The following is a 12,541-nucleotide window of genomic DNA, read 5'->3' as shown; positions in this document are numbered from 1 at the left end:
CCGGAACCGCGAAGACGACGTTTCCCGTCTTCTTTAGGACGGGAACTGGAATCGGCCGATCGACTGATGTTGTGGCGCCCAGGTCGACAGCATGGACTCGCAGGACGGTGTAGTCCGAACTGAACGTTCCCTCGGCACCATAGGCAGCGAGGGCGAACCGGTCGGCCCAGCGAGCCTGGGACGGGAAAAGTGTCAAAAGGTCCGCGACGGTTGCGGCGAGAAATCCTCCGAATCGGGACTCGATGAGTTCGAGCATTTCGGCTGGATAGAGATGGGAGAGCGTGCTGAGCCAGGTGCCGGGATCGTCGTCGATTCCCAGCGACGACTGGAGGATCGAATCGATATATCCGTGCGAGTGCTCGACGAGGTCGAGAGGAGCATCATCAATCAGGTGAGGGAAGAATCTTGCCTGGAAGAGGGCGTCGGAATTCGACAGCGGGAGAAGGTGCGAATCGCCGTAGATATCTGCAATGGCGAAATTGAAGGGAGGAAGCGACTTCGGTCCGCGCGCGTTCACTCGGAACCCTGCGCGGGGATAATTGCCCCGACGACCGAGATCCATTCGCGCGTAGCGCTTGATCGCTACGCGGTATCCCGGGTTCGTCTTTCTGAGGTGATTCATTCGGACGCGGTATCCGTGCTTCTCCAGGAGCCAGCCCTCGATCGTGACGAGGTGAATGGGCGAGGCCGTGTGCCTAGATTCCACTTGTCTGTCGAGCCGTCGGAGGCGGTCTGCGCTGCGCCGGAGGTGTTTGTCGTCGTTGTCGAGCCAGTACTCGTGCACCGCTGCAACGACTGACTTTTCAAAGGCAGCGCATTTCGCGCTGCCCGGCATGCCATGAGTCACCGTGACACGGTGAACATGTTCGTAACCGGGCGTCGACTGGCGCCTGCCTCAGGACGACTGACCATCGTTGCACTGCCCATCTCGACCATCACCGCCCGCTGATTCGCAGGTGAGGTGCCATCCGCTCGGCCGTCTTCGAGGATCTCGCGGGGTTCGTTGAGAATTCGTCACCACAACGAAATATTTGCGTACTGAACGCAGAACGATGTGCAGCGCCGGACCCGCAGCCCGCGCACCGACACGGTGGTCTATTGCGTAAGCGTTCTCAGTTCAGGGAGAGCGCCTCAGAAAACACCGTCGGATCGATCGAGAAGTCCGAGTGCATCCAGTTGTTTCGAGTTCCACTCTCCGCAAGCGTCGTGCTGGTCGGGCCGGAGACGTAGGCGAAGCCCACACCGGCGACGGCGGCAATCGCCGCGGGTAGGACGAAGCTGGTGAGGGCCTCCGACGTCAGTGCGATCACGCGGGAACCCCTGCTCATCATCAAGTAGTTGGCCATCACCGCCCCGCTGGCGCCGACAACGAGTGAGGCGCTCGAGAAGAGTTCGAGCTGGTCTTCGAACGTCATCGTCCCGGGTTCGACGATCTCCAGGCCGTGTGCGATCGCGCTGTCGACGAGTGCCTTCTCGTTCAGTAGGCCTCGGTGAGCGGATCTGCGGCTGAGAAAGACCCGCCGACCGCCGACGACCGGATCGTCCGTTAGTCCCCATGCGGTGCGCAGCGCTCGAAGCGGCTGAGGGTTGAGACGAATACCCTCGCTCCATGGCACCCGGGTGGTGTCGAGCACTTGCACCGGGGGAGCGACAACGTGGAGTCTGCCGACCGACTGGAGAGTCTCGGGGTCGAACGACACCAGCGGTCGATCCGTGATTGCGCGAAGGGCCGCGAGGCCCGATTCGGGTGTCCGCCGCGTGACCAGCAGGGGGATATCCGGTGGGAGGTCCGGCTCGATCATCAGCACTCGCGGCAGATACTCGATCAGCCAGTGGTACCAGTTCCCGTCACTCCGGCCGGCGAGGAGGATGCCCTCGGCGATGCGCTCTTCGGATGGTTCTTTGAGCCTGACGAGTGCGGCTTCCGGATGGGACTGGGAACCGTAGACGGTGTCCCACTGGCCGGCGACGAAGTCATTGCGCGGGTCGGCAGCCTCTTCGTAAAGCACGAGCGAGTCGCCGACCAGCACGGTTCCACCATCCTGGATGAGGGCGTCTTCGAGGTGCAGCCACTCGGTGGAGGGTCTGTCGATGTGCACGGGCCCAGGGCTGGCTCGGTGAATGTGATTCGGCCCGTCGAAGACCGGCAGGGCAACCCCATCGCCCAGCGCCCCGCCAGCGCCGCCTGACGGCCGGTCCACGTTCACGAGTCGAAGGTCGGAGTGGAAAGCGCTGCCAGGACCACGACCGGCGAGATTGAAGCGGTCAGACCACCGGGCTTCGGACGAGAATACTCCAAGAAGGTCGGCGACGACTCCGCGCCAGGCTTCTCCTACGGGAGCATCGATGAGGTCGAATAATTCCGCGGGCATCCGGTGGGCGAGCGCGCCGAGCCAGGTGGTGCGATCGTCGTCGATCGGCCACGGCGCCTGGCGGATGGAGTCGAGATAGCCGAGCGGCTGGTCCGGTGACTCTGGGCCGCCATCGCTGATCAGGTGCGGATAGAAGCTGGCTTGGAAAGCCGCATCTGAGTTCGAAGTCGGAAGGAGGTGCGTTCCTCCCGACGCGTCGCGCGCTCGAAAGTCGAAGAGGGGCGATTCGATGGAACTTCGCGCATTCACGATAAATCCGGCCGGCGTCGGTCGCTGGTCTCTTCGTGCAATTTCGGGTCGCAGGTACCGCTTGGCATGGATCGTGTAGCCGGGATTGAGCGACCGGAGGTGACGAGCACTAATCCGGAAACCGCTGTTGGACAGCATCCATCCCTTGATGGCGACCGTGCGCACCGGGGAGGTCACGTGGTGATCGTGGGTCTCGGTGCTGAGCGAAACGAGCAGCTGCGCGGCGGCCTCGAGGTAGCGCTCGTCGTAGTCGAGCGCATAGGCGCGGACGGCATCGACGAAGCTCTTCTCGAACGCACGATAGGCCCGGGTCTGCGCGGTGAAGGAGCTCATGGCTGTAGTCGCACGAGGCGGGTGCCGTTCTCGGTTTCGCGGTAGCGCTCCGCGGTCGCCGGACACACCCAGTCCGTGCCCTCCTGCCGAAGCGGCCAGCCCGCCCGGCCCACCCAGCCGAGTCGCCGTGCCGGCACTCCGCCGACCACTGCATAGTCGGGCACATCCGCGGTCACCACGGCGCCGGCGGCGACCGTCGCCCACTCGCCGATGCGGATGGGGGCAACACAGATGGCCCCCGCGCCGATAGCCGCGCCGTACGCGACCGTGACGCCGACGGCATCCCAGTCCTCTGCGCCCTTCTGCGTGCCGTCCGGTGTGATGGCGCGAGGATGGCGATCATTGGTGAAGACGACCCGCGGCCCGATGAAGACACCGTCGCCGATGACGGCCGGTTCATAGAGCAGCGCGGCATTCTGGATCTTGCAGTCGCTGCCGATCGTGGTCCCTGGCCCGACGTAGGCGAATTGGCCGATGGTCGTGCGCGCGCCGATGACGGCGAATTCCCGGACGTGGGTTCCCGCCCAGATCGTCACGCCGTCGCCGAGACTCGCCCGGGGGTCGATGGATGCGTTCGGATCAATGGGCATTGCGGTCATTCCCTCGGTCTGCGTGCGGCTAGGCGGTCGATCGAACCCGCGGTGGCGAGTGCCCGACCGACCTCGTCGAGATTCTCGTGGTCGGCCGCTATAGACAGCCGACCGAGGGCGGAGAGGTCGAGACCGAGCCGTGAGAGCCGCTCCACGCCGTCAGATTCGCCGGCCGCCCTGAACAAGTATGCCAAGCCGCGCCTGAGGACGAGCTTGTCGGGATGCGCGAGCTCGACGAGGGCGACCTGCTCGTCGTGCGCAAGGGCGCCGAACCGATCGAGGTCGAGATCGCGGGCCGCCGCCAGCCGGGTGAGCGTCTCAGTCGACGCCGACTCGACAAACCGGGTGCGGATCGACTCCCGTTCCGCCACGAGCCGACGCTGCTTCGGGCCGTCGAGCCCGACGTACTCCCTGGACAGGTTCGAGCCGTGCTTCCGGTACTCGACGACCGGGTCGGCGAGGGAGACGAAGCTGCCGCTCGCCGCGAGGTCGAGCCAGAGTGCGTAGTCCTGGAGGAGGTCGAGCCCGGCGCGAAATCCGCCGAATCGCAGGTAGTCGGCCCGGCGGACCGCCGCCGCCGGGGCGCAGATGAAGTTCGCCTCAAAGAACAGGAACGCGAGCGGGTCGGGTGCATCGCGCCCGATGAGGAACTCGGCGGCGAGTTCGTCGGGAAAGCGGCGGCCGGTCGCGCTGATCACGAAGGGAAGGCTGTAGACGAGCGAGACGGCCGAATCCTCGAATGCGGCGAGCTGGGCACCGACCCGACCGGGAAGAGACCGGTCGTCTCCGCCCTGGATCACCAGGATATCCGCGGTCGAGCGCGCTACAGCGATGTTGTACGACCGCGAGACGCCCTGCTGGACCTCGTTCCGTAGTGACACGAGGTGCGGGATGTCGAGCCTGGCGATCACCTGCGGCGTGCTGTCGCTCGAACAGTCGTCGATGACGATGACCTCGTCGACCTGGTCGGCGATGCTTTCGACGGCCTCGGCGATGAAGCCGTCCTGGTTGAACGTGGCGATGATCGCCGCTGTGCGTTGTGCGCTCATCGGCGGACCTCCACACGATCGGTGCCGAATACCCTGATCTCGGCGGAGAGGAAAGTCGCGACGAGCCCTCCGAGCGGCGGCCGGCAGACGATCCGCTCCCTGCTCTCCAGAGCAGGGAGCCACGGTGTGAGGCCGGACGCGCCGACCACGCAGACGAGGGCGCCGGCCGCGATCATCCGCTTGACCCCGACGTCCGCGAGGCGGACCGCGAGCTCGTCGTCCGTGAGGACGAAGGCGTAGCGTGCGCCATCATCGTCTGGTCCGGACCGCCAGGTGTCGAAGGAGCGCGCAGCAGCGGGCTGTTCGCGTTGGAGGGTGGCGCCTGCGACGCGAACCTGGCGACCGAACGGAAGGATGTGCAGGCCGGCGATCCCGGAGTGCGCGACGATTCCGCCGAGCGACTCCTCTTGCGCGAACGAGAACGGCGCGATGGCCGAACGCGGCGGAAGCGCCAACACGAGCGTGGAAAGCTGCGAGTGCTCGAAATCACCCTCGAGATTGACCAGGCGCACCGCCCGGGTGGTCTCCCCGGCGCGGACGCTGAGGAGTTCGGTCGGCAGACGAACGACCGTCGAGTCGGGGCTCAGCACCAGGCTCGGCTTCGACCAGAGCGCCGTTGCATCGGCGCCGAGGAAGGAGCCCGGCACCACGGTGAATGTCGACGGTTGCGCCAGTTCGTGCGCGGTAGTGGGAAGCCCCCAGGTCTCGATCGTGGCCAGTCGCGACCGCGCGCCGGTCGTGCCGAGCAGGAAGGCAGCCCCGGTGAGGCGCGCGACCTGCTCCGACTTCGAGTCGGTGTCGATGAGCTGCAGTCGGCCGTGCACCCACGGCGACGCGAGTCGTCCGGCGACGATCTGGAGCAGCGGGTTCGTCACTCCGTCCCAGGGCCCGTCGACCATGAACTTGCGACAGTCGACGTATGGACCGGGATCGGCGAGCCAAAAATCCGAGTCGGTGAGGTAGCGGTCCACGACGTTCTTGCGGGGCACGCCGGGCATCCAGGCCGCGAGGAACTCCGTGCTGATAAGCGGATGCGGCGCGCGGCCCTCGGCGCGACCGTGGACCTGGTAGTGCAGCCACGGGACGATGCCCGAGCCCGCGACATCCGGATTCGAGAGCGCGTAGAACGCCTGCGAGAACAGCGGGTGCACGTCGACGGGGGTGCCGTTCGACGACTCGCGCACGCGGTCGAGCGCGCTCCTGGCACCGTTCTCGCCTCCGCCGCGGATCGACCCGGCGACGAGGAATCCGGCAGGGAAGCGGTCGAGGCCGTGCGAGGTGGCGATCGAGAGGAGACGATCGGTGCGGATGTGGGGGTACGAGCTTCCGAGTTCGACCCTCAACGCCGAGAGACACGCGAGTTCGGCCTCGACGCTCACGAGGGGGAGACGCTTCCGGACTCGGCCGTTCGTGAGGATGTCGACAACTCGAGACTTCACAGGTTTCCTTACCCTTCATGCGACGTCCGGCCTCATCCGGCACCGAACATACTAAGCGCTCGCCCAACGCCGGGCCGGTTGCCGGGGCCGGGAGCCCGCACTGTTACAGTTTTGCCATGACTAATTGGGATACTCCGGGCCTTATCGATATCCCAGCGGTGAGAGATCACCTCGGTGCGCTCGGGGTTGTCGAAAAGGATCTCCCGTTCCCGTTCCCGATCAAGCGCGTCTATTTCCTCTATGACGTTCCGGCCGACGCGGTGCGTGGTTCCCACGCGCACAAGGAACTTCACCAACTCATCATCGCCGTTTCCGGCAGCTTCATCGTCGAACTCGACAACGGCAGCGAGAAGCTGAGCTTTGACCTGCACAGCCCGGACAAGGGACTTCGCGTGCCTCCGGGCTACTGGCGCACCCTCAGCAACTTCTCCGGCGGCGCCGCCGCCCTCGTCTTCGCGTCCGAGGAATACGACCCGACGGACTACATCCGTGACTACGACGAGTTCGTCTCGTGGAGCCAGAAATGACGGAGATCGTTCCCTTCTTTGACCTCGGCCAGGCCATTCGTCCGGAGCGCGCCGCGTTGCATCGCGCTCTCGACGAGGTGATCGACAGCGGTTACTTCATCGGTGGAGCACTCACGAACCGGTTCGAGTCGGAGTTCGCGGATTTCGTCGGCGCCGAGCATTGCATCGGAACCGGAAACGGGCTCGACGCCATCCGCCTCATCCTCGAGGCGTACGACATCGGGGTCGGCGACGAGGTCATAGTCCCGGCCTTCACCTTCTACGCCACTTGGCTCGGGGTCACCCAGACGGGCGCAACCCCGGTTCCGGTCGAGGTATTCGGGCACTCAGCCAATATCGATCCGGGCGACATCGAGCGGGCCATCACCCCCCGAACGAAGGCGATCATCGCCGTTCACCTTTACGGCCAGGCTGCAGACCTGCGCGCGGTTCGTGCGGTGGCGGATGCCCATGGACTCGTCGTCGTCGAAGACGCAGCCCAGAGCCACGGCGCGATGTCGACGGCCGGCATGACCGGATCGGCGGGGGATGCGGCGGCGTTCTCGTTCTATCCGACCAAGAACCTCGGGGCCCTCGGTGACGCCGGGGCGGTCACGACCTCCGATCCGGAGATCGCCCGCCGCGTGACGAGCCGCCGCTCATATGGCCAGGGCTCATCCAAGTACGACCATGTCGACACCGGGTGGAACTCCCGGCTCGATCCGCTGCAGGCAACCTTCCTATCCCTGCACCTTGCGAACCTCGACACGTGGACGGCGCGCCGACGATCGATCGCGTCGACCTATCTCGAAGCACTCGGACCGGGTCGGTCCGCCGGAGTCGTCGGCCCCGTGGATGTGTCTGGCAGCGTCTGGCATCACTTCGTGTTGCGGGCGCAGGCGAGAGCCGAGCTCCAGGCATTCCTGTCCGAGCGCGGAGTGACGACCGATGCGCACTACCCGTATTCCGTCCACGAACTCGCGCCGATGCGGGCGTTGATGTCGGAGGATTCGCTTGCACAGTCGTTCCCCGTCGCCGAGGCGCTGTCACGCCAGGTCACGAGCTTGCCTATGGGACCGTGGATGAATGACGCGCAGGTCGCGCAGGTGGCCGCCGCACTGCATGAGGTCCCGGATACCCTTCTCGTCGGGTAGCCTCTCTTGCCGGGTGGACGGGCTTAAAAGAGAGCCTTGTTAGACTCTCAAGGTCCTTTGCCCCCGTGAGAGAGATTTGCATGCCTAAGCTGCGACCCGGCGTCGTCTCCGTTGTCCTCGTAAATTTTCGAGGCGCCTCCGACACCATTGAAGCGATCAGGCAGCTGGGGCTGCTCGATTGGCCCCAGGAAAAGCTGGAGATCGTGGTGGTCGAAAACGGCTCTGGTGACGACAGCGCTGACCGCCTTCGTGCCGCGGCTCCTCACATCAATCTCGTCGTCTCCGCGACAAACGAGGGCTTCGCAGGCGGTTGCAATATCGGAGTGAAGGCGTCGAGCGGCGAGTTCGTCGCGCTTCTCAACAACGATGCGAAGCCGCACTCGGGCTGGGTGCGCGCGGCAATCGACAGGTTCGCCGAGTCCCCTCGAATCGGTGCGGTCGCCAGCCGGGTGCTCGACTGGGATGGCAAGCTCGTCGACTACATCGGCTCTGCCATGACCTGGTACGGCATGGGATACAAGCCACTCACGGCCGAGCCGGTGCCGTCGAAACCGGATGTGGCTCATGACGTGCTGTTCGGCACGGGTTCGGCGATGTTCGTGCGTCGTTCGGTCTTCGACGCGCTCGACGGCTTCGACGAGCGGTACTTCATGTTCTTCGAGGATGTCGACCTCGGTTGGCGCCTGAACCTGCTCGGCTGGCGGTTCGTCTACGAGCCCGCCTCGCTGGCCTATCACAAGCATCACGCATCGATGGAGGGGTTCGGTTCCCACAAGGAAACCTACCTGCTCGAGCGAAACGCCCTGTACACGCTGTACAAGAACATGGGCGATGAGACGATCGATCAGGCTCTGCCCGCCGCCATGATGCTCTCTGTGCGGCGCAACATCTCCCGGGGCGGCATCGATTCGACGTCCTTCGACCTGCGCAAGCCAGGAGGCGACAGCGAGAAGTCGATCGACATCTCGAAGCAGGCCGTCGCTGCGCTGTTCAGCATCGACCAGTTCGTGGAGCACCTTCCGAAGCTGAGCGACTCCCGAGCGAAGGTCCAGTCCACGCGGACCGTCTCGGAGAGCCACATCTGGCGCCTCTTTGGTTACGCCGACGCCCCGGTCTACCAACAGGAGGACTATCTGCGGGGCTACGAGCACATCGTCACCACCTTCGATGTTTCAGAGCCGCCGGCGATGAAGCGGGTGCTGATCATCACAGGAGACCCCATCGGGCGCAAGCTCGCCGGCCCGGCTATTCGCGCCTGGAATATGGCAGAGCTTCTTGCGCATGACAACGATGTGAAGATCGTCTCTCTGACCGGAGTGGAGGCCATGGATGCACCATTCGATCTTGTGCATGTCGCGCCCGGCAACAATCGCGCGTTCGACAAGCTCGAGGACTGGGCCGATGTGATCATCTTCCAGGGTCATGCGATGGCAGTCTTCGAGGCCCTCCGCACATCCCGGAAGATCCTGGTGGTGGACATCTACGACCCGATGCACCTCGAACAGCTCGAGCAGGGTCGCGAGCTGCCGCCCGAGCAGTGGAACCGTCAGGTGAGTGACGCAACGGGAGTTCTCAACGAGCAGATGCGCCGGGGCGACTTCTTCCTCGCGGCGTCAGATCGTCAGCGGATGTTCTGGCTCGGTCAGCTCGCATCGCTCGGTCGCATCAACCCATCGAACTACGACGGCGATCCGGATCTCAACGGCCTGATCGGGGTCGCTCCCTTCGGTCTCTCGTCAGTGCCGCCCCGACACGAGCGCGATGTGCTCAAGGGCGTTCTGCCGGGCATCGGCACCGACGACAAGGTGTTGCTGTGGAGCGGCGGGCTATACAACTGGTTCGATCCGCAGACGCTCATCCGCGCTGTGGCGAAGGTATCGCAAGCCCACGACAATGTTCGACTCTTCTTCCAGGGTACGAAGCACCCGCACCCCGGCGTGCCCGAGATGGAGATCGTGGGGGAGTCGCGTGCTTTGGCCTCCGAACTCGGCGTGCTCGATAAGGCCGTTTTCTTCAACTCCTCCTGGGTGGACTACAGCGATCGGCAGAACTACCTCACCGAAGCGGATGCCGGCGTCAGCACGCATCACTCGCACATCGAGACGACATTCTCGTTCCGCACTCGGATTCTCGACTATCTCTGGGCTGAGCTTCCGATGGTCGTAACCGCGGGCGATCATTTCGCCGAACTGATCGAGGCCGAGAAGCTCGGAATCGTCGTCGAGGCCGGAAATGTCGATCAGCTGGCCGCGGCACTCGAACGCATCCTCTTCGATGACAAGTTCATCGCGGCGTCGAAACGAAACATCCGTCGCGTGCGCGTTCGCTACTTCTGGGAGGAGGCGCTAGCGCCGCTTCTCGCTTTTGTGGCTGATCCTCACCATGCCGGCGACAACGGGGAATACGCTCACGGCTCCGGCCGCGCCCGCGTGCGAACGCGTCAGCGCAAGCGAGTCTCCGGATTGCGTCATGACATCAAGCTCGCGATCTTCCACTTGAGAACCAGCGGACCGCGCACCGTACTCCGCAAGGTGAGGACGCGACTGAGGCGTGCACGGTCGTGACAATCGCAGTCTCGGTGGCGCTCTGCACTCACAACGGGAGCGCCTTCATCGCCGAGCAGCTGCGTACGATTGTTGCCCAGTCGGTTCCCCCGGCTGAGATCGTCGTCTCGGACGATGCCTCGAGTGACCGCACGCTGGAGATCGTTCACGAATTCGCCGGAACTCTGGATGCGTCGATCCGTTTCGTCGTGCTTGAGAATCCCGAACCGCTCGGAGTTGTGCCCAACTTCGAGCAGGCCATGCGAGCCACAACGGGCGATTTCATCGCACTCAGCGACCAGGACGACGTCTGGCATCCGGGGCGACTCGAAGCTGTACTCGACCGGTTCGCTGACTCGCCTGACCTGCTGCTCGTCAGCGGAGACGCCAGGCTCGTCGATGCGAACGGGGCTCCCCTGGGCGAGACGCTGTTCAGCGCGCTCGAGATCCGGGATGCCGACATCGACTCGATCAACGGCGGTCGCGCTCTCGACGAACTGCTTCGCCGCAATCTCGTGACCGGGGCGACGACCGTGATCCGCCGCAGTCTCTTCGAACTCGCCGCGCCCTTCCCCGATCCGTGGGTTCATGACGAATGGCTCGCGATAATCGCCGCCTCGACGGGCAGCATTAGGGTCATCACTGACCGACTCACCGACTATCGACAGCACGACGGCAACCAGATTGGAGCATCGAAGCTCGGCCTCTCAGGCAAGTTCGGCCGACTCCGAGAACCGCGACTCGGCCGCAATGACTATCTTCTCGATCGTGCCACTGTGCTGCTCGCGCGGCTCGACGACCTTGGCGATGCGGTCGCTCCCGGCGTGGTGGACAGAGTGCGTGAAAAGGTCGTCCACCAGCGAGCGCGGGCGGCTCTTCCAGCGTCACACCTTCGCCGGGTGCTTCCCGTCCTGCGGGAGGCCGCTACCGGCCGCTACTGGCTCTATAGCCGGGGCTGGCTCGATATCGCGCGCGACTTGGTCCAGCCGGCCTGAGACCTTCGAAACGTCGAACGTTCGCGTCAGCCGCCGTAGCCGAGGTTCGTCTCGGCACGATGCAGATCGTTGCGGTCGTAGACCTGCACGCTGATCGCGTGTTCTCTGTACAACCCGACGAGTTCGCGCATGGTGAGGTCGGGGGCCCATTGCGGATCGGGAACCGAAACGAGGGAGATGGAACCGGGATGCGCGAGGTAGAGGTGAAGCGCCGCGGAGATGACCCGCTGTGACCCCTGTTCGATTGCGGCCTGCTGCCCGGCGGCCCGATGGAGCACGATCGCCTGGGATGCCGCGACCAGCATGATGAGCACGACCGCTGTCGTCACGGCCCAGCGTCGCGCTCCGACCCACTGGCTGAGGGCGAGAACGAGCACCGGGAGGAACAGGAGCGTGATCGTGTAGACGTAGCGCGAGGACGATCCGGTGGCCGGAAACGCGGAACGGGTGTAGGCCGAGAGGCCGGCGAACAGAAGCCCGGAGAGGGCGGTGAGGAATGCCGGCGCCGATCCGAGCGGCAGGCGGTGGCGCACGACCAGGAGGTACACCGCCCAGACGGCCACGGCGACGAGAATCTCAGTGCCGAGTCCGATGATCGGGAACACAGACTGGAATCCGGATCCGAACAGGTTGGAAAGGAAAGCGGGAATATCCAGGAAAATCTTGCTCACCGTGAGGGCCCCAGGGCTCGGGTTCCCCGGCTTTCCCAGTGCGCTCGTGACGTACCAGGCCAGATAGGCCGCGGCGGTGATCCCGAAGTGGATGACGGCCCGTCGCCATCCGCTCCGACGCCACAGGAGCAGTGAGGTCACCACGAACACGGGAAGGGCGGTGCCCGACCAGGTAAGGCTGAAGACGGAGATGGCGACGATGGCGACGAAGCGCCACCGGGAGATGCTCGACGAGGTGGCGAGATAGAACGCCAACAGTCCGAAGCCGAGTCCGCCGATGAATCCGATCTGGAATGCCCAGAGGATGTTCTCCGCGCCGGCACCGAGGAAAAGGAACACCGTTGTCGCCGCGGTCGCGAGCCACGGATTCGCGCCCGACCGGATGGTGATCCGCCACACCAAGTGGGCAGTCGCGATATGAAACAGCGTGACGAGCAACGCGAAGACGAAATAGCTGTTCAGCCCGAAGAGTTTGATCAGCGCCTCGTAGACGAGGATGGGGCTCGTGCTCCAGTGACCGACGTGCGGGGCGAAGATGTCGAGTCCGTCGAACGTGATGAACGCCCACTCGTCGAAGAAGAACCACTGCTTCCGCTGAAGAAACAGGATCAGCACTAGAGCGACCAGGATACTGGCGACA

At 64.6% G+C, this 12,541-nt stretch carries 10 protein-coding genes; 5 read left to right on the top strand and 5 right to left on the bottom strand.

The window, feature by feature from the left end:
- Positions 1 to 91: 91 nt before the first annotated feature.
- Positions 92 to 799: a hypothetical protein gene (locus tag VIM54_RS11805; RefSeq protein WP_331901553.1), complete on the top strand. Its 708-nt coding sequence runs from the start codon at positions 92 to 94 to the stop codon at positions 797 to 799.
- A 313-nt stretch (positions 800 to 1,112) separates the two neighbouring features.
- On the opposite strand, the gene VIM54_RS11800 is transcribed toward VIM54_RS11805, so the two are convergent.
- The 4 genes from VIM54_RS11800 to VIM54_RS11785 are packed head-to-tail and all read right to left on the bottom strand — an operon-like array spanning position 1,113 to position 6,032.
- Positions 1,113 to 2,954 (bottom strand): glycosyltransferase family 61 protein, encoded by a 1,842-nt coding sequence (locus VIM54_RS11800; protein ID WP_331901552.1) that lies wholly within the window; start codon positions 2,952 to 2,954, stop codon positions 1,113 to 1,115.
- Positions 2,951 to 3,544, bottom strand: a complete 594-nt coding sequence (locus tag VIM54_RS11795; RefSeq protein ID WP_414673218.1) for an acyltransferase — start codon at positions 3,542 to 3,544, stop codon at positions 2,951 to 2,953. Before VIM54_RS11795 ends, VIM54_RS11800 begins: the two co-directional genes overlap by 4 nt.
- Positions 3,545 to 3,549: 5 nt before the next feature.
- A complete protein-coding gene (locus VIM54_RS11790; protein ID WP_331901548.1) occupies positions 3,550 to 4,593 on the bottom strand; it encodes a glycosyltransferase in 1,044 nt (347 codons plus the stop codon).
- Entirely contained in the window at positions 4,590 to 6,032 is a 1,443-nt protein-coding gene (locus tag VIM54_RS11785) for a hypothetical protein (protein ID WP_331901546.1), read from the bottom strand. The genes VIM54_RS11790 and VIM54_RS11785 overlap by 4 nt, the downstream gene beginning before the upstream one ends.
- A gap of 116 nt (positions 6,033 to 6,148) precedes the next feature.
- On the opposite strand from VIM54_RS11785, the gene VIM54_RS11780 reads away from it, so the two are divergent.
- The 4 genes from VIM54_RS11780 (at position 6,149) to VIM54_RS11765 (ending at position 11,230) form a co-directional block, all read left to right on the top strand.
- Positions 6,149 to 6,559, top strand: coding sequence for an FdtA/QdtA family cupin domain-containing protein (locus tag VIM54_RS11780; protein WP_331901545.1), 411 nt, complete (start codon positions 6,149 to 6,151; stop codon positions 6,557 to 6,559).
- Complete coding sequence (locus VIM54_RS11775) at positions 6,556 to 7,692, top strand: DegT/DnrJ/EryC1/StrS family aminotransferase (protein ID WP_331901544.1); 1,137 nt, start codon at positions 6,556 to 6,558, stop codon at positions 7,690 to 7,692. The genes VIM54_RS11780 and VIM54_RS11775 overlap by 4 nt, the downstream gene beginning before the upstream one ends.
- An 80-nt stretch (positions 7,693 to 7,772) precedes the next feature.
- Complete coding sequence (locus tag VIM54_RS11770; RefSeq protein ID WP_331901543.1) at positions 7,773 to 10,256, top strand: glycosyltransferase; 2,484 nt, start codon at positions 7,773 to 7,775, stop codon at positions 10,254 to 10,256.
- Positions 10,253 to 11,230, top strand: a complete 978-nt coding sequence (locus VIM54_RS11765) for a glycosyltransferase family 2 protein (protein WP_331901541.1) — start codon at positions 10,253 to 10,255, stop codon at positions 11,228 to 11,230. Before VIM54_RS11770 ends, VIM54_RS11765 begins: the two co-directional genes overlap by 4 nt.
- Before the next feature lie 26 nt (positions 11,231 to 11,256).
- Here the strand turns inward: VIM54_RS11765 and VIM54_RS11760 are convergent, their stop codons facing one another.
- The gene (locus VIM54_RS11760; protein ID WP_331901539.1) at positions 11,257 to 12,516 is read right to left on the bottom strand and encodes a hypothetical protein; all 1,260 of its coding nucleotides are present in this window, start codon (positions 12,514 to 12,516) and stop codon (positions 11,257 to 11,259) included.
- Between the last annotated feature and the right edge of the window lie 25 nt (positions 12,517 to 12,541).

The sequence above is a fragment of the Lacisediminihabitans sp. genome (assembly GCF_036569425.1).
Classification (GTDB): Bacteria; Actinomycetota; Actinomycetes; order Actinomycetales; family Microbacteriaceae; genus Lacisediminihabitans.
The sequence above is the reverse complement of the archived record's forward strand: the minus strand, read 5'-3'. Positions and strand labels throughout refer to the sequence as shown.

Excerpts from the sequence above, each read along its gene's own strand:
- VIM54_RS11805 (WP_331901553.1), top strand. The coding sequence starts at position 92 with ATGGACTCGCAGGACGGTGTAGTCCGAACTGAACGTTCCCTCGGCACC.
- VIM54_RS11800 (WP_331901552.1), bottom strand. The coding sequence starts at position 2,954 with ATGAGCTCCTTCACCGCGCAGACCCGGGCCTATCGTGCGTTCGAGAAG.
- VIM54_RS11795 (WP_414673218.1), bottom strand. The coding sequence starts at position 3,544 with ATGCCCATTGATCCGAACGCATCCATCGACCCCCGGGCGAGTCTCGGC.
- VIM54_RS11790 (WP_331901548.1), bottom strand. The coding sequence starts at position 4,593 with ATGAGCGCACAACGCACAGCGGCGATCATCGCCACGTTCAACCAGGAC.
- VIM54_RS11780 (WP_331901545.1), top strand. The coding sequence starts at position 6,149 with ATGACTAATTGGGATACTCCGGGCCTTATCGATATCCCAGCGGTGAGA.
- VIM54_RS11775 (WP_331901544.1), top strand. The coding sequence starts at position 6,556 with ATGACGGAGATCGTTCCCTTCTTTGACCTCGGCCAGGCCATTCGTCCG.
- VIM54_RS11770 (WP_331901543.1), top strand. The coding sequence starts at position 7,773 with ATGCCTAAGCTGCGACCCGGCGTCGTCTCCGTTGTCCTCGTAAATTTT.